This is a genomic window from Pedococcus sp. P5_B7, from assembly GCF_054049895.1.
Window position 1 is genome coordinate 90,445 of sequence record NZ_JBFULM010000009.1, and the last position, 20,351, is coordinate 110,795.

Consider the following 20,351-nt stretch of genomic DNA (forward strand, 5'->3'; position numbering starts at 1 on the left):
CCCCTGCCCGAAAGGACCTTCCCATGGCTGTCATAGCCACCATCTCCAGCAGTCCCAACCGAACGTCCAAGACCGATGCCGTGCTCGCTGACATCGCCCGCCAGCTGCAGCGAGCCGGCCACGTCGTGGTCCCAGTCGTCCTGCGTGACCTGCCTGCCGAGCCGCTCCTTCGCGGCAACGCCCACGACCCTGACATCGCCCGGGCAGTCGCGGCCCTCGAGGCCGCCGACGCAGTCGTGGTCTCGACCCCGGTGTACAAGGCGGCCTACGGTGGTCTGCTCAAGACCTTCCTCGACCTCCTCCCGCAGTTCGCCCTGCGCGGCAAGGTCGTCCTGCCCGTGGCGACCGGCGGCACCCCGGCTCATGTGCTCGTCGTCGACTACGCCCTGCGCCCGGTGCTGGCCAGCCTCGCTCCGAGCAGCATCACCCCCGGCTGGTTTGTCCTCGCGGACCACATCACCTTGGTGGAGGGCGGAGAGGTGCTCATCGACGAGGTGGCCCACCGTCCTCTTCGCGAGGTGACCGCCGTCTTCCTCGACACGGTCGCGGGCCGTTCGCTCGTGTCCGCGGGTGCCGAGCCGCGTGAGGCGGTGGCCTGATGCGCGCCACGACTCGTCCATCACGGCGTCGTCCCCTCGTGGCGGCGGTATCCACGCTGCTCCCCCTCGGCCTCGTCGGCGGTTGCGCCCTCCCCTCGAGCGAGGCCAGCACGGACGGCAAGGGGCCGGTGACGATCCGCTACCAGGGCTCGGCCAACCTGGTCGGGCTGCCCGAGCTCGCGGCCGACCTTGGGTACTTCCCGACGGTGAAGCTCAGGTGGGTCGGCAACACGACCAGCGGTCCCCAGGACATCCAGTCGGCGGCCACCGGCCAGACCGACGTGGGCGGCGCCTTCTCCGGTGCGGTGGTCAAGCTGATCAAGGCCGGTGCGCCGGTCAAGGCAGTCGTCAACTACTACGGCGAGGACGCCAAGTCCTTCAACGGCTTCTACGTCAAGGAGGACAGCCCGATCCGGACCCCGCGGGACCTGATCGGCAAGAAGATCGCGGTCAACACCCTCGGCGCGCACGCCGAGGCCGTGATCGACACCTACCTCAAGAAGAACGGGCTGACGCCACGGGAGATCGACCGCGTCCAGCTCGTGCCGCTGCCGCCGAACGACACCGAGCTGGCCGTCCGTCGCGGGCAGGTCGACGTGGGCACGCTCTCCGGGGTGCTCCAGGACCACGCCATCGCCACGGGTGGGCTGCGCTCGCTCTTCAGCGACTACGCCCTCTTCGGCGCCTTCAACGGCGGGCAGTACGTGCTGCGTGACGACTTCATCGCGAAGAACCCCGCCGCTGCCAAGGAGTTCGTCACTGGGGTCGCGAAGGCCATCGAGTGGGAGCGCACCACCCCTCGCGCGGAGGTCATCGCCCGGTTCACGAGCATCATCGAGAAGCGCGGCCGCAACGAGAAGACCGACAACCTCAAGTACTGGAAGAGCGTCGGGATCCCCAGCAAGGGCGGCGTGATCACCGACGAGGACTTCACCCGATGGGAGCCGTGGCTGGTCGACAGCGGGATCGTCACGAAGGGCGAGCTCCAGCCGAGCAAGCTCTACACCAACGAGTTCAACCAGCTCGCCCAGGACGCATCATGAGCGCCCACATCGAGCTCAAGGGGGTGACCAAGGAGTTTGCGCTGCGGCCCACCCGCGAGCAGCCGCGGGCGCGCACCCTGGTGGCGCTCGAGGACGTGTCGCTGGACGTGCCGCGCGGTGAGTTCCTGACCCTGGTCGGCCCCAGCGGGTCGGGCAAGACCACCCTGCTGGACCTCCTCGGAGGGCTCAGTCGACCGACACGTGGGAGCGTCCTCGTCGAGGGACGCGAGGTGACCGGCCCGGGGCTCGACCGCGGGATCGTCTTCCAGCAGTACGCCCTCTTCCCCTGGCGCACCACCCTGACCAACGTCACCTTCGCTCTCGAGCAGCAGGGGCTCGGCCGACGTGAGCGCATCGAGCGTGCGAGGGAGAACCTCGAGCTGGTCGGCCTGGAGGGCTTCGAGGACCGCTATCCCCACGAGCTGTCGGGAGGGATGAAGCAGCGGGTGGCGATCGCCCGCAGCCTCGCCTACCAGCCCGGCATCCTGCTCATGGACGAGCCGTTCGCAGCCCTGGACGCGCAGACCCGCGAGCAGCTGCAGGACGAGCTCGTGCGGATCTGGCGGGCCACCGGCACCACGGTCGTCTTCATCACGCACGGCATCGAGGAGGCGGTCTACCTCGGCCAGCGCGTCGCGGTGCTGAGCTCGCGTCCCGGCCGGCTCAAGGCGCTCGTCAACATCGACCTCGGCGACCGGGAGTCCACGACGGACCTACGCTCCGACCCCCGCTTCGTCCACTACCGGCACGAGGTCTGGACGCTCCTGCACGACGAGGTTCGGAGGGCCCAGGACGCCGGGCACCTCAAGATCCAGCCCGATGGCACAGAGAAGGCAGCCTGATGGGCACTGCGACCCTCGACAGCGCAGCCTCCCTTGCGGGCGCGACAAACCAGGACCACCAGCCCGGCGCCGGACCGGAGGTGGGCATCACGGGGAGGATCAGCACCCGGCATACCTGGTCGGGTGGTGCGGCGGGACGCCTCGGAGGGGTCGTACGTCGCTCGGCCGCGGTGGTGCTGTTCCTCCTGCTCTGGGAGTTCGGCACCCAGTACCTCCTCGACCCGGCGCGACGGGTGTTCCTCCCGCCGCTGCATGAGGTGCTCCTTGCGTGGTGGGGACTGGTCGAGAGCGGTCAGCTCCAGCAGCACGTGGCTGCGAGCCTGACCCGGTCGGTGACCGGGTTCAGCTTCGCCGTGGTCGCCGGCATCGGCCTGGGACTCGTGGTGGCCTGGTACGACGGCTTACGCGAGTTCCTCACTCCACTGCTAGAGGCCTTTCGCAACACGGCTGCCCTCGCGCTCCTCCCGGTCTTCGTCCTGCTGCTCGGCATCGGAGAGACGAGCAAGATCTCCATCGTCGCCTACGCGAGCTTCTTTCCCGTGCTGCTCAACACGATCGCTGGGGTGCGCACGGTCGACCCACTCCTCATCAGGGCCGCTCGATCACTGGGCCTCGGCAACCTGAAGCTGTTCCAGAAGGTCGTCCTGCCCTCGGCGGTGCCCACCATCTTCACGGGCGTCCGGATGGCCGGCACGGCATCAATCCTCGTCCTCATCGCGGCCGAGATGGTGGGCGCCAAGGCGGGCCTTGGCTATCTCATCGTCAACGCCCAGAGCAGCTTCCAGATCCCCGACATGTATGCCGGGATCCTCACGGTCTCCTTGTTCGGACTGCTGGTCAACACGGTGCTCGTCCGGCTTGAGGGGCACTTCTCACGCTGGCGCGTCGCCGCCTCGGCCCGCTGACCAACGCACAGAACCCTTGGAAGGAAACACGATCCATGTCCTCAAACCCCACGACTCCGGCTCCTGCCCCCAGAGAGCTCCATCTCAACGCGTTCATCATGTCCACCGGACACCACGAGGCGGCCTGGCGTCACCCCGACGTCGAGCCGGCCAGGGCGCTGACCCTCCAGCACTACGTCGACATCGCACGGACCGCCGAGCGCGGACGCCTCGACTCGGTGTTCTTCGCCGACAGCGTCGCCCTGCACGGCAAGGTGCGGCACAACACGCACAGCGCCTTCGAGCCGTTGACGCTGCTCGCGGCGCTCGCCGCGTCGACCAGCCACGTGGGCCTGATCGCGACGGCCTCGACGACCTACAACCACCCCTACACGTTGGCGCGGGCCTTCGCGTCGCTCGACCACCTCAGCGGTGGCCGGGCGGGGTGGAACATCGTCACCAGCGCCGGTCAGGACGAGGCGCGCAACTTCGGCCTGACCGACCGTCCCGACCACGAGGCGAGGTATGCCCGGGCCACCGAGTTCGTGCAGCTGGCCCAGGCCCTCTGGGACTCCTTCGACGACGAGGCAGTGGTCGCGGACAAGGCTGCCGGGATCTACGCCGACACCGACCTGATCACCCCGGTCGACCACCGGGGCGAGCACTACGAGGTGCGGGGCCCGCTCAACATCCGCAGGCCGGTCCAGGGCTACCCGCTGCTGGTCCAGGCGGGGTCGAGCGAGTCCGGCAAGGAGTACGCAGCCCGCTTCGCCGAGGCCGTCTTCACTGCGCAGCAGACCCTTGAGGAGGCGCAGGGCTTCTACGCCGACCTCAAGGGGCGGCTCACCGCGCACGGTCGGCGCCCCGAGGAGCTGCTGATCCTCCCGGGGATCAGCCCGGTCATCGGCCGCACGGAAGCGGAGGCCCAGGCCAAGGAGGCCGAGCTCAACGCCCTGATCAACCCGGCATACGGACTGGCGCAGCTGTCGAGCATGCTCGACCACGAGCTGACGGAGGCGGACCTCGACGGGCCGCTGCCCCCGGTCGAGGCGGGCACGGAAGGCAACCAGAGCCGCAAACAGCTCGTCCTCGACCTCTCCGCCCGGGAGGGCCTCACGGTGCGGCAGCTCATCGAGCGCCTCGCCGGTGGGCGCGGCCACCGCGTGTTCGCGGGCACCGCGACCCAGGTCGCGGACCAGATCCAGGAGTGGTTCGAGCAAGGGGCGGCGGACGGTTTCAACGTCATGCCGCCGACCCTGCCGGGCGGGCTCGACGACTTCGTCGACCTCGTGGTGCCCGAGCTGCAGCGACGCGGGCTGTTCCGCACCGAGTACACGGGCGAGACCCTGCGCGACCACTACGGACTGGCCCGCCCAGCCAACCCCAACACCCAGAACCACCCCTCGCTCCACGACACGAAGGAGAACGCCGCATGACCGCCATCGCCACCGACCGGGACGTCCGCAAGCTCACCGGGCGCATCGGCGCCGAGATCATCGGGGTCGACCCCGCTGCCGAGCTGGATGCCGAGACGGTCGAGTTCCTCAACCAGGCGCTGCTCGAGCACAAGGCGCTCGTCTTCCGGCGCGCACCGCTCACCGACGAGGAGCAGGAGCGGTTCGCCGCACGCTTCGGTGCGCTCACCACAGCCCACCCCACGGTCGCGTCCGCTCCCGGCGCCCCCCGCGTGCTGCCGGTCGACAGCGAGAAGGGCGTCGCCAACCACTGGCACACCGACGTCACCTTCGTGCAGGCACCACCGAAAGCCACGACCCTCTCGAGCAAGGTCGTGCCGCCGCACGGCGGCGAGACGCTCATCGCCAACACCGGTGCCGCCTACCGCGACCTGCCGGAGCCGCTGCGGCTGCTCGCGGACTCGCTCTGGGCGATCCACACCAACGACTACGACTACGCGCAGCCCGAGGAAGCGCTCGACGACCAGACCAGGGAGAACCGCGCCGAGTTCACGTCCATCGCCTTCCGCACCGCTCACCCGGTCGTGCGCGTCCACCCGGAGTCGGGGGAGAAGGGTCTCTACCTGGGCGGATTCGCCCAGCGGTTGGTCGGGTTGTCCGTGTCCGAGAGCCGTGACCTGATCCGGATGCTCCAGTCCTACGTGAGCCGACCTGAGAACGTCGTCAGAGTTGCTTGGGAACCCGACCAGCTGGTCATCTTCGACAACCGGATCACCCAGCACTACGCGATCGACAACTACGACCGCCTGCCGCGCCAGCTCCACCGCGTGACCGTGGCCGGTGACGTGCCGGTCGGGCTGACCGGTGAGCGCAGCCGCGTGATCGAGGGCGATGCGTCGCACTACACCGCCTGACGTCGGGTGCCTCAGGCGGCGCCATGGGCCGGCCTCAGGCGCGCGACTCCGCTGGAGAACAGCCGAAAGGCGCGAGTCCGCTGGAGAACAGCCGAAAGGCCCGCACTCTCGTGCGGGCCTTTCGTGTGGGGCGACCCCGACCGGGCTCGAACCGGCGACCTCCGCCGTGACAGGGCGGCGCGCTAACCAACTGCGCTACGGGGCCTAGATGGTGCTGGTAATGCGTATCCCCAACGGGATTCGAACCCGTGCTACCGCCGTGAAAGGGCGGGGTCCTAGGCCGCTAGACGATGGGGACCAGTTCAACGGCCCCCCGCCGTTTAGCGCCAGGCGCGGATCCGTCGAGGACTCGCGAAAGCATAAGGGCAGACTGCCCCGATAACCAAAACGGGTCCGTGGGCGCCGGGGCCCGTCCGGCTGGCCCCGGCTCGCCTCAGGGGTCGAGGGTGTGCCGCGTGGCTCGTCAGGCGCGCGCCTCACGGAGCGCGGCGCGGACCAGGTCGACGGCGGCGGACTCGCTGAGCCCGGCCCGCGCGGCCCGGATGGCGTATTCGGCGGCGCTGCGGTTGAGGGCGACGTCGAGCGGCTGCGAGCCCGCTGCGACCACCGTCCCGGCCCGTCGGCGGGTGGTCACCAGACCCTCCGCCTCGAGCTCCTTGTAGGCGCGGGCCACGGTGTTGACCGCCAGCCCGAGGTCGGCAGCCAGCGCTCGCACGGTGGGCAACCGGTCGCCCTCGGCCAGGCTGCCCCGGCCGATCAGGCCGGCGAGCTGGGCCCGCACCTGCTCGTACGGCGGCTCCGCCGCGCCCAGGTCGATGGTGACCAGCAGGTCGCTCACGCGCTCACCTCGGCGTCGTCGTGGGCGGGTGCGGCGTCCTCGCGAGGCAGGCGCGGACTGCCGGACAGGAGGGCTGCGAGGGTGAGCAGCAGGAGCACGACGCCGACCGTGATGGCCGCGAACCCGAGGTTCTGCACCCAGTCGAACGGCGGCTGGGGGGTCTGCGCGTCGTTCATGCGCAGGTTCTGGGTCACCGTGTTGATCGTCGCCCCGATGGTCAGCCAGAGCGCCGCTGCGGTGCTGAGCGAACCCACGGCGGCCGGACGCAGCACCCGCACCATCGAGGCGCCGCGGACGGCCGTGTCGAGCGCCTCGTGACCCGGGCCGAGGGCCGGCCGGGCGTCGACCCTGGCCCAGGCGAACCAGGTGGCCAGCGCGAGGAGGAGGGAGGCGCCTCCCACGGCCAGGGCGTAAGGGGCGCCGGGATAGGGGAAGCCGAAGGCCGAGACCCCGGGGGCGGTCCGTTCGAAGGAGCGGCCGTCGGGCGCGGCAGTCACCGCACCCACGACGAGCGCCGTCGCCGTCGCGGCCAGCCCCACGGCGACGAGCCGGGTGAGCCGCGCCGGGCGTGGCGTCCGTCGGCTGAGGCTCGCCGTGCGCACTGCTCCAGCGGGTCGGGGCCAGGTCAGCTCCGCGACCGCCGCGGTGAGGACGGCGACCGTGCACGCGACGGCGGGGAGGGCCGCCGGTACGGCGCCGTCCGCCAGCCCGTCGGCCAGCCAGAGCCACGCCGCTGCGGCAGCCAGTCCGGCCAGGCCGGTGGCGGCCGAGGCCACCAGCGAACGCGTCTGGGCCGCGCGCGCCGCACCACGGGACCGCAGTGTGTCGACCACCCGGAACACGCCAGCGATCACCAGACCCAGCAGGAGGGGGAGGACCATGAACCCCACGATCAGACCAGCCATCACGTTCCCCTGTCGTCGCTCCGTTTGTCTCAATGACTTAACTCATTAAGACATTGGCGACGGGATCCGTCAAGCCTGCTGTTCAGCAAGCTCAGCCGGTCAACCGGTCGCAGCAGTCCACTCCAGCAGTCGCTCGACGTCCCAGGTGGTGACGATCCGGTCGGGGTCGATCCCGAGCGCCTCGGCGCGCTCGCAGCCGTAGGCCTTCATCTCCAGCTGACCCGGCGCGTGGGCATCGGAGTCGATCGCGAAGAGGCAGCCGATCTCCATCGCGAGTCGGATGAGGTCGTCCGGGGGGTCGCGCCGTTCCGGCCGGCTGTTGATCTCCACGGCGGTGCCGTGCTCGGCGCAGGCCTCGAAGACCGCCTGCGCGTCGAAGTCTGACTGCGGTCGCGTGCCACGGGACCCCTCGACGAGCCGGCCGGTGCAGTGGCCGAGGACGTTGACGCGCGGGGTGGACACCGCCGCCACCATCCTCTTCGTCATCGGTGCCCGGTTCATCTTGAGCTTGGAGTGGACGCTGGCGGTGACCAGGTCGAGCTTGCCCAGCATGGTGTCGGTCTGGTCGAGGGCTCCGTCGTCGAGGATGTCGACCTCGATCCCCTTCAGCAGCCGGAACTGGCCGTCGAGCGAGGCGTTGATGGCCTCGACGATGGCGAGCTGCTTGGTGAGCCGCTCGGCGGTGAGCCCGTTGGCCACCCGCAGCTGGGGCGAGTGGTCGGTGAGCACCAGCCACTCGTGGCCCAGCTCGACCGCAGTCAGCACCATCTCGTCGATGGGGCTCCCGCCGTCCGACCAGTTGGAGTGCGAGTGGCAGTCGCCCTTGATGCGGGCGAGCAGCTCGCCGCCGCCCTTGGCGAGGGGCTTCGCCTTGTCCTGCAACGACTCCAGGTATGCCGGGAGCTCGCCGTCCAGCGCCTCGCTCACCACCGCGGCGGTGGACTCGCCGATGCCGGCCAGGTCCTGGAGCGTCCCCGCCTCGTGCCGGCTCCGGAGCTCGTCCTCGGGTGTATCGCGGACCGTGAACACGGCCTTGCGGAACGCCTCCACGCGGTAGCTGCCGGCCCGCTCGCGTTCGAGGAGGAAGGCGATGCGCCGCAGCGCCTCGTCGGGCTCGACGGGGGCGGTGAGGGGTTCGACGGCGGCGACCACGCGGTCGAGTGTAGGGCGGTGGGCCGACCGTCCCCGGGGCTCAGGTGTCGAACTGCGCGCGCATCATGAGGTCCCAGAGTCGGGACCCGCCGAGGGTACGGATGGCGATCAGGGCCCGGGCCGTGGGCGTCACGATGTACCTCGGCTTGGGGTGGCGGGACTCGATGGCGCGACGGATGACCTTGGCGACGGCCTCCGGGTGAGCGGAGACCAGCGAGCTGCCGTATCCACCGGCAGTGTTGCTGGCGCTGGAAGCCAGCAACGCGGCATACGGTGAATCCCCTTGTGTGCCAGCGGCATCGGAGGAAAGTGCCGTGCCCGCGAACTCCGTGCGGATGAGGCCTGGCTCGATGAGGCTGACACCGATGCCGAACCTGCGGACCTCGGTGCGCAGGGCGTCGCTCAGCGCCTCCACGGCGTACTTGGTCGAGTGGTAGTAGCCGCCCACGGGGAAGGTGAACCGACCGCCCATGGAACCGACGTTGACGATCCGGCCCTCGCCCGCCTCGCGCATGGCGGGAAGCACGAGCTGGGTCAGGCGGGCGAGACCGAAGACATTGGTCTCGAACATGGTCCGGACCTTCTCGAGGTCGGTCTCCTCGATGGTGCCGTACTCGCCGTAGCCGGCGTTGTTGACCAGCGCGCCGATCCGGCCGTGGTCGGCCTCGATCGTCTTGACGGCCACCGACATCGACTCCTCGGAGGTGACGTCGAGGGCGAGCACCTGGGCGCCGTGGGACGCGAGGTCGCGGAGGGTCTCGGGGCGCCGGGCGGTGGCGTAGACGATGTGCCCGGCCTCGAGCAGGACCTGCGCGGTGGCGCGGCCGATCCCCGACGAGCAGCCGGTGACGAGGACGGGGCCGGTGGGGGCCGGGCTCACGACTGGTCGCGGGGACCGTTGGACCGGTCGTTGCGCCGGTCGTACAGCCGCTCCACGCCTGCGTAGGCGAGCCAGCCGACGGCCAGGGCGATGACGAACGCGATCCACGAGCTGAGGTCGGGCAGGACCGCCTCGACCACCTCGCGCACGATGACGATCGCGCAGACGGCGACGATGATCGGGGCGAAGGCGGCGATGCCGGTGGGCCGGTTGCCCGGGGTGGGACTCATCTGGCCAGTCTGCCTCATCCCCGAGGGCGGATCCGCACGGCTGGGATCGGGGGCGCCGGCAGGTGCTGGACGTCACCGGCATACCCCTCCACCTCGCCGAACCGCGCGGAGTGGGCCATCCACTCGTCGCGCGCAGCGACGATGTCCTCGTGGCTGCGGCCCACGAAGTTCCACCACATGACGATCGCCTCGCCGAACGGCGGACCGCCGAGGAGCAGGGCGCGGGCCGGTGCGTCGGACGTGTTGGTGAGCAGGAGCGCGGGGGTGTCGGTGGGGAGGTAGGCCATCGCGCTGCGCGGCGTGGCCGTGCCGTTGACGGTGAGCCCTTCACTGTCGGCCAGCACTCCGTGCTCGTATGCCGCGTCGAGGCCGAGCTCGACGGTCGCGCCCGCGTCGACGGTCACCTCCGCACCGAGCAGGGGGGTGAACGTGGCGACCGGGGAGGTCTGGCCGGCCAGGCTGCCGAGGAAGACGCTGAGGGTGGCACCGTCGACCCGGGTGGGGGTCGGCTCGTGGTGCTGGAAGTCCTTGGGGGCGTTGCGATGCGCCTCCGGGAGGGCGACCCAGAGCTGGGCGCCGTGCAGGACCGTGGTGCCCGGCGTCGACACCTCGGAGTGGGCGATGCCGAGACCGCCGGTCATGAGGTTCACGGCGCCGGGGCGCACCAGGGCGTGTGAGCCCAGGCTGTCGCGGTGCTCTATCTCGCCGGTGAAGAGCCAGCTCACGGTCTGGAGCCCGCAGTGCGGGTGGGGTGGGACGTCCATGCCACCCGAGGCGCCCACGTCGTCGGGGCCGTAGTGGTCGGCGAAGCACCAGGCGCCGATGAGGGAGCGCTGACGCTGGGGGATGGTGCGCCGCACGGTCATCGCGCGGGGGCCGCCGAGGGGCACCTCGCGGGGCTCGAGGATCTCCACGCCGCCGGTGGGTGGCGTCGTGGGGCAGACGGTCTCTTGTGGCTGCGTCTCGACGTTGCTCACGAAACCAGTGTCGCACCGCGGGTGTGGTTGTCTGGGGGAGCATCGAGCACAACCCCACAACCCGCGGAGCACACCCCCATGAGCAGTGACGACGCGGCCCACGGCGTCAGCGAGCTGACGCTGTGGGAGCAGGTCGGTGGCACGCGGCTCCGGATCCGCCGCTTCACGCCTCGTCCGGTGGGCCGTGCGGCCGATGCCCTGAACGACCCGAACGACCCGAGTCAGTCGGGGCTGGCGGTGCTGGTCCCGGGTCTCGGGCTGCCGCGCTACCTGCTGCCCCTGGCTCGGCACCTGGCAGCGGAAGGGCTCGAGACCGTGCTGCTCGACGCCCTGGCCTGGCGCGGCCGCGGTGCGGGTAGCGGTCGCGCGGAGCGAGCGGTCCCGACCATCGCCGGCCTGTCGGAGCTCACCGCGGCCTGGCTCCGCCGTCAGGAGGCGGGCCCGGTCGTCGTCGTGGGCCACTCGACCGGCGCCCAAGTGGCTCTCGAGGCAGTCCTGAGGGTCCAGCGGACTCGACCCGGCCTGGCCCTGGTGATGGGCGGGCCGACCTTCACGCCCGATCAGCGAAGGCTGCGCTGGCTCGTCCCCGCCGCGCTCACGTCCTACCTGAAGGACCCACCCAGGGAGCTCGTGGTGCTCAAGGACGTCGCCCGGGTGCGCACCGACCTCGCCCGTATCGTGCAGTCCGCCCGTCGGCACCCGACCGACAAGAGGGTGGGCCTGCTGACGGTGCCGCTCACCGTGACGGCAGGGCTGGCGGACTCGTTCGCCCCACGCGACTGGCTGGACCTGCTGGCCAGTCGAGCCGGCGCCTCGAGCCACCGGGCGGTGCTGCCGGGCTCGCACAACAACCCGTTCACGTATCCAGAGCTGTTCGGCGCCCTGGTCGTCGAGGCGCTGGCTCGGGCTCGACGACCAGGGCGCGAGGACTTGGTTAGGTAAGCCAACCCTAATATAGTCGCCCGCGTGTCACTCGCGTTCGCTCCGCACAGCCAACCCACAGGTCCCGCCTTGGATCCCGCGTTGGATCGCGCCTGCGTCGGGTTCGTCGAGCGGCTCGAGGAGTGGGGTGACCGGGCTGCGGTGTACGCGCCGTCGGGCGACCTCACCTATCTCGAGCTGGCGGCTGCGGTGCGGGAGGCGGCTCGGCAGTACTCCGCCACCCGTCAGCTGGTGCTCATGGCGGCCGAGAACACCGCCGACTGGCTCGTCACCTACCTGGCCGCCCTGAGCCGTGGACACGTGGTGCTCCTCGTCCCCGGCGACCGGCCCGAGCACGTGGCCGGGCTGGTCGAGAGGTACCGGCCGGGGACCCTGGTGCAGCGGGCCGGCTCGACCTGGACGGTGCGAGCCCAGGACGGGGCGCCCGAGCACGACCTGCACCCCGACCTGGCCCTGCTGCTCACGACCTCCGGGTCGACGGGCTCGCCCAAGCTGGTGCGGTTGTCGCACGACAACCTCGACAGCAACGCGACCTCGATCGTCCAGGCCCTGGCGCTCACCGAGCGCGACCGCGCGATGGCCACCCTGCCGGTCCACTACAGCTACGGGCTGTCCGTGGTGCACAGCCACCTCGCCTGCGGAGCCAGCCTCGTCCTGAGCGACTTCTCGGTGGTCGACCCCTGCTACTGGGAGCTCTTCCGGAGATCAGGCGCCACAGGCTTGTCGGGTGTCCCGCACACCTACGAGCTGCTCGAGCGGGTGGGGCTGGCCGAGATGGACCTGCCCGGGCTGCGCACCATCACGCAGGCGGGCGGTGCCCTCCCCCTCGCGACCGCGTCCCGGTTCCGGGCGCTCGCGGCGGAGCGCGGCTGGCGGTTCTCCACGATGTACGGGCAGACCGAGGCCACTGCGCGGATGGCGGTGCTGCCCCCGGCGCTCGCGTCGATGCGTCCCGACGCGGTCGGGGTCGCCGTGCCCGGCGGCGCGTTCCGGGTCGACCCCTTCGACGAGATGGCGGGCGACCCCCCGGCTGCTGTGGGCGTGGGTGAGCTGGTCTACACCGGCCCCAACGTGATGCTCGGCTACGCGACCTCGCCGGCCGACCTGGCCCGCGGTCGCGAGGTGCACGAGCTGCGCACCGGAGACCTGGGGACGGTCGACGCGGGGGGCGTGGTGCGGGTCGTCGGACGCCGCAGCCGCTTCGCGAAGGTGCTCGGGCTGCGGGTGGACCTGGACCACCTCGAGCGCGACCTCGGCGACGACGGCACTCCGGTGCGCTGCGTCGACCTCGACGGTCGGCTTGGCCTGGTGACACCACGTCCCGACCACGCGGAGACGCTGCTGACCGTCACGGGCCAGCGCCACGGCCTCCCCCGGACCGCGGTGGTGGTCCTCGACGGGTGCGAGCTCCCGATCCTGTCCACGGGCAAGCCCGACTACCTCGCGATGCGAAGCCAGCTCGACGCCATCGCCGACGACGTCGACACCGGCGGAGCCGATCGGTGCGCCCTCGTCGTCAACCTCTACCGACACCTCCTGGGCCGGCCGGATGCGAGCGCCCGGACCAGCTTCGTCGACCTCGGCGGTGACTCACTGTCCTACGTGGAGGTGTCGGTCCGTCTGGAGGAGGTGCTCGGAGCGCTTCCCGCGCAGTGGCAGCGGCTCACCCCGGCCGAGCTGGTGGACACCAGCGCGAGGCAGCCGACGACCGACCGGCGACCCCGGTGGCGACGGGTGGAGACCAACGTCGTCATCCGGGCTCTCGCGGTCATCCTCATCCTCGCCAACCACACGAAGCTCGCCGAGCTGCCCGGAGGGGCACACACGCTGCTCGTCATCGCGGGCTACAACCTCGCCCGCTTCCAGCTCACCGGCCGGCCGCGCCGCGAGCGGGCGGCCAGGATCCTGCAGGGCGCTGCGCGCATCTGGGCCCCGAGCGCCGTCTGGATCTCGCTCGTCGCGCTCACCGTGGGCACCTATGACTGGCGCAACGTCCTCATGCTCAACCAGGTGTTGGGCGACTGGGCCCGATGGGGCCCGCACTGGCACTTCTGGTTCATCGAGGCCCTGGTGGCGCTGCTCCTCGGGAGTGCCCTGCTCGTCCTCGTGCCGGGCTTCGACCGGCTGGAGCGCCGACACCCGTTCGCGGTGCCGATGGCCTTGGTGGGGCTCGGCCTGTTGACGAGGTATGCCGTCGTGATCCCTGACGCGGGCCCCTACCGGGGTGCGAATGCACTGGTGCTCCTCTGGCTGTTCGCCACCGGCTGGGCGGCCAGCCGGGCCAGGACCACGTGGCAGCGCCTTCTCGTCTCGGCAGTCCCCGTGCTGACGCTGCCCGGGTTCTGGCCGGCCATGTCGGGCCGCGCGGCGACGATCATCGCTGGCGTGCTGCTGCTCATCTGGGTGCCGACCCTGCCGGTGCCGGCCCGGGCCGTGGGTGCGGTGTCGGCCGTGGCGTCGGCATCGCTCTTCGTCTACCTGACGCACTTCGTCGTCTACCCGCACGTGATGCACGTGAGCTCGGGCCTGGCCGTCCTGGCCTCGCTCGCTGTGGGGCTTGCCTACTGGAAGGCCTGGGGCTGGGCCAGCACCGCGACGTGCCGGGTGGCCCGTGGGGCTGGCGCGCGCCTGCGCGGTGCCGCCCGGTGGCGTCGGCAGGCGCGACCCGAGGGCGCGGCCGAGCGTCAGCCCGGGCTCGGCACCGTCCCGGCCTGACCGTCGACGAAGGCGCGCACGGGACCGACCACGTCCACCGACACGGGCGTGCCGACAGCCCAGGCCTCCGACCCGTTGACGCGGGCCGTGACGCGCAGGCCCGGGTGGCCGTCCCGGTCGACGAGGTCGAGCGTGACCAGCGCGTCGTGGCCGAAGTAGGTCGTCGACACGACCTCGGCCTGACGACCTCCGGGCCCCTTGACCAGTCGGAGCTGCTCGGGGCGGACGAGCACGTCGACTGACCCATCGGGCGCCCGACCGTCGAGCACGAGCTCCCCGAGCGCGCAGTCGACCCGGTTGCCCCGGACGACCCCGCTGACGAACTGTGCCTCCCCGAGGAACTCCGCCGAACGGCGGTCAGCCGGCGCGGCATACACCTGCACGGGGGTCCCGACCTGGGAGAGGCGACCTTCGTGCATGATCGCCACCTGGTCTGCGAAGGACAGCGCCTCGGCCTGGTCGTGCGTGACCAGGACGACGGTGACGCCTTCGTGGTGCAGGGCCTCGGCCACCGCTTCGCGGGTGGCGGCGCGCAGGCCGGTGTCGAGGGAGGAGAAGGGCTCGTCGAGGACGACGAGCCGCGGGCGCGGGGCGAGGGCGCGGGCGATGGCCACTCGCTGCTGCTGGCCGCCCGAGAGCTGGTCGGGACGCCGGCCCATGAGCCCGGCGTCGAGCCCCAGGAGGCCGAGCAGCTCGGCGATCCGCTCGGTGTCCTTGCGTTCGGCCCGGGGGAGCCCGAAGGCCACGTTGGCCGCGATCGAGAGGTGCGGGAAGAGGTTGCCCTCCTGCGCCACGTAGCCGATCCTCCTGCGCTCGGGCGGCGTCCACGCGCCGTCGCCGGCCACGGTCTCGTCGTCGAGGACGACCGACCCGGCGGTGGGCGGCTGGAACCCGGTGACCACGCGCAACAGGGTGGTCTTGCCGCAGCCGGACGGCCCGAGGATCGCCGTCGTCGACCCCGAGGGGACGACCAGGTCGATGCCGTGCAGCACCTCGGTGGGTCCGTAGGTGGCACGCACGCCGCGCACGAGAAGCGTGGTCACAGGTCGGGCTCCTCATCGGAACGGTGGAGCAGCAGGTAGGTCACGGGCGTCGACACGAGGATCAGTGCGGCGGCATAGGGCGCAGCACCTGCGTAGTCGATGCTCTCACTGGCGCTCCAGAACGCCGTCGCGAGGGTGCGCACTCCGGTCGGCGCGAGGATCAGCGTCGCGGTCAGCTCGGTCGAGACCGCGATGAACACCATCGCGAAGCCGGCCAGCGCGCCCGGGAGCGTGAGGGGGAGCAGGACCCTGGCGAAGGTGCGGACCGGTCCGGCGCCCAGCGCGCGCGCCGCCTGGGTGAGCTCTTCCGGAGCGTGCGCCATCGACGCGCGGATGCTCACCATCGCGCGCGGGATGAAGAGGATCGCGTATGCCGCGATGAGGACGATGCTGGTCTGGTAGACCGGCCGCGCGTACCGGATCGTCAAGGTGACCAGTGCCAGGGCGACCACGACCCCGGGGAGCGACGACGCGACATACGTGGCTCGCTCGGTGAGGATGCTCAGCCAGGACCTCCGCCGGCTGATCAGCCAGGCGACCGGGAAGGCTGCCACCACGGTGAGCAAGCCCGCCACGAGCGCCAGGCCGACCGTGCTCCCGACCGTCACGAGCCAGGTCCGCCCGTCGAAGGTGGGGTCTCCGGCGGCGAGCCACCTCGCGAGGCTCACGATCGGGACGCCCAGTGCCGCCGCCGTGAGGACGCCCATGAGGGCTAGCGCCGGGGCTCGCCACCGACCCAGAGCTGCACGCACCGGGCGGCGGGCCGCGCCACGGCCGACTCGGGCCTGACGGCTCGTGCCGCGCAGGAGCTGGTCGGCCGTGAGCAGCCCCAGGCACAGTCCGATGAGGACGAGCGCGAGCAGGCTCCCGGCGCTGTCGCTGAACGCGACCTGGAACTGCTCGAGGATGGCGGTGGTGAAGGTCGGGAAGCGCAGCATCGCCAGCACCCCGAACTCGGCGAGCAGGTGCAGCGACACCAGGAGCATCCCGCCGAGGGTGGCGTGGCGCAGCTGGGGCAGGACGGCTCGCGCGAAGGCACGCCATGACCCGAGCCCGAGCGATCGCGCGGTCTCCTCCACGGTCGGGTCGAGGCTGCGCAGGGCTGCCGACACCGGGAGGAAGACGAAGGGGAAGTAGGACAGCGTCGTCACCAGCACGGCGCCGCGCAGGCCCTCGAGGTCCGGCCGGACGGTGACCCAGGCGTAGCTGTTGACGAACGCCGGGACGGCGAGGGGGCACACCATGAGCACCCGCCAGACCCGCGCGCCCGGCAGTGCGGTCCGCTCGACGAGCCAGGCCGTCGTGACGCCGAGGAGGGTCGTGGCCGTCACCGTCAGGACGACCAGGGCCGTCGTGTTGCGCAGGAGCTCCGCCACGCGGGGACGCCACAGCAGGGTGCGGGCGGCGTCCCAGCCCACGTCGACGCTCGCGGCCACGACCACCCCTAGCGGCAGCAGGCACAGCACTGCGACCGCGAGGCTCGTGACCACGACCGGGACTGGGGAGCGCGTCCCCGCGGCGGACCGGGCCACCTAGAGGATGCCCGCCTTCGTCATGAGCTCGATGACCTTGGGCCCGTTGAGCTTTGACGGGTCGAGGTCGGGAGCCTGGAGGGACGGCAGCGGCTCGAGGGCCGGGTCGGACGCGACACCGTTGCCGACGGCATACTCCTTCGCGTCGCTGGTGGCGAGCATCTTCTGGCCCTCGGGGCCGGTCACGAAGGCCAGGAACCTCTGGGCGTTGGCGGCGTGCTTGCTGGCCTTGAGGACCGCGCCACCGGACAGGCTGACGAACGCGCCCGGGTCCTGGTTGCGGAAGTAGAGGAGCTTGGTGTTCTTGCTGCCGGCCTTGGTGAGGGCCTGGTCGCGGTACCAGTAGTAGTGGTACATGATCCCGACGGGGACCTGCCCGGCGTTCACGGCCTTCATCACGGCGATGTTGTTCTGGTAGATCTTGCCGCCGTCCTTGAGGCCCTTGAGCCACGCGGCCGCCTTGGCCTCTCCCTCGGTCGCGACGATCGCGGAGACGATGGCCTGGAAGTCGGCGCCCCCTGCCGCGGCGCCCCACTTGCCACTCCACCTCGGGTCCTGCAGGTCCATGATCGACTTCGGCAGCTCGGCCTCGGTGATCTTGCTGGGGTTGTAGACGAGCACCGTGGAACGCGCAGCGATCCCGACCCACTGCTTGCTGCTCGGGGCATAGGCCGCACCGACCTGACCCACGGTGGCGGGGTCGACCGTCGCGAGCAGTCCGGCGTCCTGCACGGTCGTCATCGCCGGGGAGTTCTCGGTGAGGAAGACGTCGGCGGGCGACTTGGCGCCCTCCTGGACGATCTGGTTGCCCATCGACGAGTCGTTGCCGTAGCGGATCTGGACGTCGATCCCGGTGTCGTCCTTGAACTTCTTCGCCCACGCCTGGGTGAGGTTCTCGTGCTGGGCGCTGTAGATGGTGAGCTTGTCGGGGTCGAGGTTCTTGCCTGCTTCGAGGGTGCCGTTGCCGCAGGCCGTGAGGCCCACCATGCTCACCACGCCCAGTGCAGCGAGGATGGAACGTCGAAGGGCCACGTCAGTTCTCCTGGGGTCGTCCGGCGACGCGTCCTGCGTCGACAAGGGAAGCCTTACCTAACTAGAGGTTACAGCCTCTCGGCTGACCGCCGAGACCCCCGTCTTCTCCCCGTTTCTCGCGCTTCTGGCCAACCGTGCGGCCCGGGCCTCGTTTCCTGCCCTCCGCTGCCGCACCAGTGGCCAGGAGTGCAGGGGGTATGCCGCGGAGCTCGCGTTGGCGTCGCAAAGGGGAGGCGGTCGGGCTCGGTGACTCGGCAGGATGACGGTCATGTTCGCCGACCTGTGGCCCACCTTCGGCCTGACCCTGTGCACCGCGCGACTGGTGCTCAAGCTCCCCTCTGACTCCGAGTTGGAGGCCTTGGCCCGCGTGGCAGCCGACGGCGTCCACGGCAAGGACGAACGGCCGTTCCTGACGCCGTGGACGGAAGGTAGCCCCGAGGAGCGAGCGCGCTCGGTGCTCCGGTCCCACTGGTCGTCGCTGGCCACGTGGTCGCTCGACGCCTGGCGACTTGGCCTGGGTGTCTTCCTCCCCACCGGGGAAGCGCTCGGGGTCGCCAGTCTGCGCGCCGCTGACTTCAGGGTGAACCGGGAGGTCACGACGTCGAGCTGGCTCGGTGTTCCGTGGCAGGGCCAGGGCTATGGCACCGAGGCTCGCACCGCCCTGCTGACGCTGGCTTTCGACCACCTGGGTGCCACGGACGCCACGACCGAGGTGTTCCAGGACAACCACAAGTCACAGGGTGTGTCCCGCAAGCTCGGATACCTCGCTGACGGCATCTCCCGCGATCGACGCGGTGAGGAGGTGGTGGTCTCGGATCGCCTGCGCCTGACCGCAGAGCCCTGGCACGCGAACAGCCGCAAGGGCGAGGTCCTGGTCTCCGGCGTGGACGAGGCGCTTCCGATGTTCCTCGGAGACCCAGCCAGTCTGGCCTGACCCGCTTGGGCGGTGCTCTGGCCAACTGAATTCGGCGTTCGAGAACTACGATGCGCGTCAGGTCCGCCAGCCGACGGAGACCAGGAAAGTTCTTCAACGCGATGTCCAACGCTGGCGGAAAGACCCGAGCAGTTCGGCACGCGGTCCCTGTCGCAGCTTGCGCAATGGCCAGGACCGCGGCCCGGGTGTCGTGCCACCCCTGGTCCCGGGCCGCGGCGTCTGTGCTGACCCACGGCCCGAGAGAGGCCACGAGGGGGGCTGGCAGCCTCAACCCCGGGCCGTGGTGTCCGCTCTGATACCCGCCGGCTGCTGGGCCAAACACTCGGCGACCCGGGGGGTTGCCACTGGCCCAAGCGCGAGCTGCACGCCGTCGTGGCGGGCCAGCTGCCAAGGCACCGGCGGCGCAGGGGGTTTCCGGCGCAGGGGGTTGGCCGGGAGGGCAGGACACCTAGCGCCGCGGCGGGATCTCTCCCCGCCGACCCATCCTGGTCGGGCTAGGGGTAGGCGCCAGAGGGCGCCAAGCATGGGTCAGCTTGCCTCGGCCTCGTCGCCGACTGCCAGGGCGGTCTGCATGAGCGCGAGGTGGGTGATCCGGCGTTGGTGCGGGTCTGCGTTGTTGCGACCGCGCACCAGCCGCCGACGCAGCTCGTTGATCAGTTCCTGGTTCGTCACGAAGCGAAGGACGAACGTGGGCTCGCCCTCTTGGTTCTTCGGAAGCCCGCATGCCACGGCCGCGGCGACGACCAGTTCTCGATAGGGCACTCCGAGCCCCTTCGAAAGGGATGCAAGCGTCCTCTCGTCTGGCATGCAGGGCAGCTGATCCGGGCCGATCAGGGTCGCGACGACCTCTGCGCTCATGCCGCTCTCAAGCGTGAAGTGGGCTACCGACCAACCCTTTTCGCGCAGCCGTTCCTCGATGACGGTGCCGAGCTCATTTGCCATGTCGCCCCCTGCGTGGATTCGTGCCGAATGATCCTTGTTTCGATCAAAGCATGTTGACTTGACCTGAGTTCGGTAAACGTAAGAACAAGTTGTTAAAGGTTTGGTAAAGCCGTTTGCCTCCCGTTGAGTCTCCTCAACCGGATTGGCGTGCCGACGTCGAACACGCCGGAGAGACCCTGGATCAGCCGGAACAGGGGTCAGCCATCAACCGGAACACCGCGAAGCATCAACCGAAGCCCAAACGTCAAGCATCAGGCGAAGTCGTACACAGACGTGTGTGGGCCTGAAGTCCCTCGGTTGATGGGTGACAGTTCTACTCCGGTTGATCGGTGACACTCTCGAGATGCGGGAGATGAGTGTGGCTGAGCAGCGGTATCAGGCGGTGTTGGCGGTGATCGGTGAGGGCGCGACCGTCACCGAAGTGGCGGCCCGGTTCGGGGTTGCACGCAAGACCCTTCATGAGTGGCTGTCGCGGTACGAGGGTGGCGGGCTGGAGAACCTGGGTGACCGGTCTCATCGGCCACGGTCGTGT

At 70.6% G+C, this 20,351-nt stretch carries 20 protein-coding genes and 2 tRNA genes; 10 read left to right on the top strand and 12 right to left on the bottom strand.

Annotated features, from left to right (window positions below; all coding sequences use genetic code 11):
• Positions 1 to 23: 23 nt before the first annotated feature.
• Genes ssuE through ACXJKD_RS19310 form a run of 6 tightly spaced genes read left to right on the top strand, consistent with a single transcriptional unit; the run spans position 24 to position 5,697 of the window.
• Positions 24 to 599 (top strand): NADPH-dependent FMN reductase, encoded by a 576-nt coding sequence (gene ssuE, locus ACXJKD_RS19285; RefSeq protein WP_457256540.1) that lies wholly within the window; start codon positions 24 to 26, stop codon positions 597 to 599.
• Positions 599 to 1,642 (top strand): ABC transporter substrate-binding protein, encoded by a 1,044-nt coding sequence (locus ACXJKD_RS19290; protein ID WP_457256542.1) that lies wholly within the window; start codon positions 599 to 601, stop codon positions 1,640 to 1,642. Before ssuE ends, ACXJKD_RS19290 begins: the two co-directional genes overlap by 1 nt.
• Positions 1,639 to 2,484 (top strand): ABC transporter ATP-binding protein, encoded by an 846-nt coding sequence (locus ACXJKD_RS19295; RefSeq protein ID WP_457256543.1) that lies wholly within the window; start codon positions 1,639 to 1,641, stop codon positions 2,482 to 2,484. The genes ACXJKD_RS19290 and ACXJKD_RS19295 overlap by 4 nt, the downstream gene beginning before the upstream one ends.
• Positions 2,484 to 3,389: an ABC transporter permease gene (locus ACXJKD_RS19300; protein ID WP_457256545.1), complete on the top strand. Its 906-nt coding sequence runs from the start codon at positions 2,484 to 2,486 to the stop codon at positions 3,387 to 3,389. The genes ACXJKD_RS19295 and ACXJKD_RS19300 overlap by 1 nt, the downstream gene beginning before the upstream one ends.
• A gap of 35 nt (positions 3,390 to 3,424) precedes the next feature.
• Positions 3,425 to 4,804, top strand: a complete 1,380-nt coding sequence (locus ACXJKD_RS19305) for an LLM class flavin-dependent oxidoreductase (RefSeq protein WP_457256547.1) — start codon at positions 3,425 to 3,427, stop codon at positions 4,802 to 4,804.
• Positions 4,801 to 5,697: a TauD/TfdA dioxygenase family protein gene (locus ACXJKD_RS19310; protein WP_457256548.1), complete on the top strand. Its 897-nt coding sequence runs from the start codon at positions 4,801 to 4,803 to the stop codon at positions 5,695 to 5,697. Before ACXJKD_RS19305 ends, ACXJKD_RS19310 begins: the two co-directional genes overlap by 4 nt.
• Positions 5,698 to 5,828: 131 nt before the next feature.
• On the opposite strand, the gene ACXJKD_RS19315 is transcribed toward ACXJKD_RS19310, so the two are convergent.
• The 8 genes from ACXJKD_RS19315 to ACXJKD_RS19350 form a co-directional block, all read right to left on the bottom strand.
• A tRNA-Asp gene (locus tag ACXJKD_RS19315) sits at positions 5,829 to 5,902 on the bottom strand.
• A 20-nt stretch (positions 5,903 to 5,922) separates the two neighbouring features.
• Positions 5,923 to 5,995, bottom strand: a tRNA-Glu gene (locus ACXJKD_RS19320).
• Between the two features lie 165 nt (positions 5,996 to 6,160).
• Positions 6,161 to 6,535, bottom strand: coding sequence for a GntR family transcriptional regulator (locus ACXJKD_RS19325; protein ID WP_457256550.1), 375 nt, complete (start codon positions 6,533 to 6,535; stop codon positions 6,161 to 6,163).
• Positions 6,532 to 7,440 (bottom strand): hypothetical protein, encoded by a 909-nt coding sequence (locus tag ACXJKD_RS19330; protein ID WP_457256552.1) that lies wholly within the window; start codon positions 7,438 to 7,440, stop codon positions 6,532 to 6,534. Before ACXJKD_RS19330 ends, ACXJKD_RS19325 begins: the two co-directional genes overlap by 4 nt.
• Positions 7,441 to 7,539: 99 nt before the next feature.
• Complete coding sequence (locus ACXJKD_RS19335) at positions 7,540 to 8,592, bottom strand: PHP domain-containing protein (RefSeq protein WP_457256554.1); 1,053 nt, start codon at positions 8,590 to 8,592, stop codon at positions 7,540 to 7,542.
• A gap of 40 nt (positions 8,593 to 8,632) precedes the next feature.
• A complete protein-coding gene (locus tag ACXJKD_RS19340) occupies positions 8,633 to 9,472 on the bottom strand; it encodes an oxidoreductase (RefSeq protein ID WP_457256556.1) in 840 nt (279 codons plus the stop codon).
• On the bottom strand, positions 9,469 to 9,702 hold the full coding sequence (locus ACXJKD_RS19345; RefSeq protein ID WP_457256557.1) for a hypothetical protein: 234 nt from the start codon (positions 9,700 to 9,702) through the stop codon (positions 9,469 to 9,471). The genes ACXJKD_RS19340 and ACXJKD_RS19345 overlap by 4 nt, the downstream gene beginning before the upstream one ends.
• A gap of 14 nt (positions 9,703 to 9,716) precedes the next feature.
• Positions 9,717 to 10,679, bottom strand: coding sequence for a pirin family protein (locus tag ACXJKD_RS19350; RefSeq protein WP_457256559.1), 963 nt, complete (start codon positions 10,677 to 10,679; stop codon positions 9,717 to 9,719).
• A 78-nt stretch (positions 10,680 to 10,757) separates the two neighbouring features.
• Between ACXJKD_RS19350 and ACXJKD_RS19355 the strand changes: the two genes are divergently transcribed.
• Complete coding sequence (locus ACXJKD_RS19355; RefSeq protein WP_457256560.1) at positions 10,758 to 11,621, top strand: alpha/beta fold hydrolase; 864 nt, start codon at positions 10,758 to 10,760, stop codon at positions 11,619 to 11,621.
• Between the two features lie 24 nt (positions 11,622 to 11,645).
• Positions 11,646 to 14,336: an AMP-binding protein gene (locus tag ACXJKD_RS19360; protein ID WP_457256562.1), complete on the top strand. Its 2,691-nt coding sequence runs from the start codon at positions 11,646 to 11,648 to the stop codon at positions 14,334 to 14,336.
• Here the strand turns inward: ACXJKD_RS19360 and ACXJKD_RS19365 are convergent.
• Genes ACXJKD_RS19365 through ACXJKD_RS19375 form a run of 3 tightly spaced genes read right to left on the bottom strand, consistent with a single transcriptional unit; the run spans position 14,306 to position 17,943 of the window.
• A complete protein-coding gene (locus tag ACXJKD_RS19365; protein WP_457256564.1) occupies positions 14,306 to 15,379 on the bottom strand; it encodes an ABC transporter ATP-binding protein in 1,074 nt (357 codons plus the stop codon). The two genes, ACXJKD_RS19360 and ACXJKD_RS19365, sit on opposite strands and share 31 nt — an antisense overlap.
• Positions 15,376 to 16,869 carry an ABC transporter permease gene (locus tag ACXJKD_RS19370; RefSeq protein ID WP_457256566.1) on the bottom strand — a complete coding sequence of 498 codons (1,494 nt, stop codon included), beginning with the start codon at positions 16,867 to 16,869 and terminating at the stop codon, positions 15,376 to 15,378. The genes ACXJKD_RS19365 and ACXJKD_RS19370 overlap by 4 nt, the downstream gene beginning before the upstream one ends.
• A 42-nt stretch (positions 16,870 to 16,911) precedes the next feature.
• A complete protein-coding gene (locus tag ACXJKD_RS19375; RefSeq protein WP_457256567.1) occupies positions 16,912 to 17,943 on the bottom strand; it encodes an iron ABC transporter substrate-binding protein in 1,032 nt (343 codons plus the stop codon).
• 268 nt (positions 17,944 to 18,211) lie between these two features.
• Here ACXJKD_RS19375 and ACXJKD_RS19380 point away from each other — a divergent pair, with 268 nt between their 5' ends.
• Positions 18,212 to 18,877, top strand: coding sequence for a GNAT family N-acetyltransferase (locus ACXJKD_RS19380; protein WP_457256568.1), 666 nt, complete (start codon positions 18,212 to 18,214; stop codon positions 18,875 to 18,877).
• Between the two features lie 528 nt (positions 18,878 to 19,405).
• Here the strand turns inward: ACXJKD_RS19380 and ACXJKD_RS19385 are convergent.
• A complete protein-coding gene (locus ACXJKD_RS19385; RefSeq protein ID WP_457256569.1) occupies positions 19,406 to 19,819 on the bottom strand; it encodes a hypothetical protein in 414 nt (137 codons plus the stop codon).
• A gap of 343 nt (positions 19,820 to 20,162) precedes the next feature.
• On the opposite strand from ACXJKD_RS19385, the gene ACXJKD_RS19390 reads away from it, so the two are divergent.
• A partial coding sequence (locus ACXJKD_RS19390; protein ID WP_457255868.1) for a helix-turn-helix domain-containing protein occupies positions 20,163 to 20,351 on the top strand: 189 nt, incomplete at its 3' end.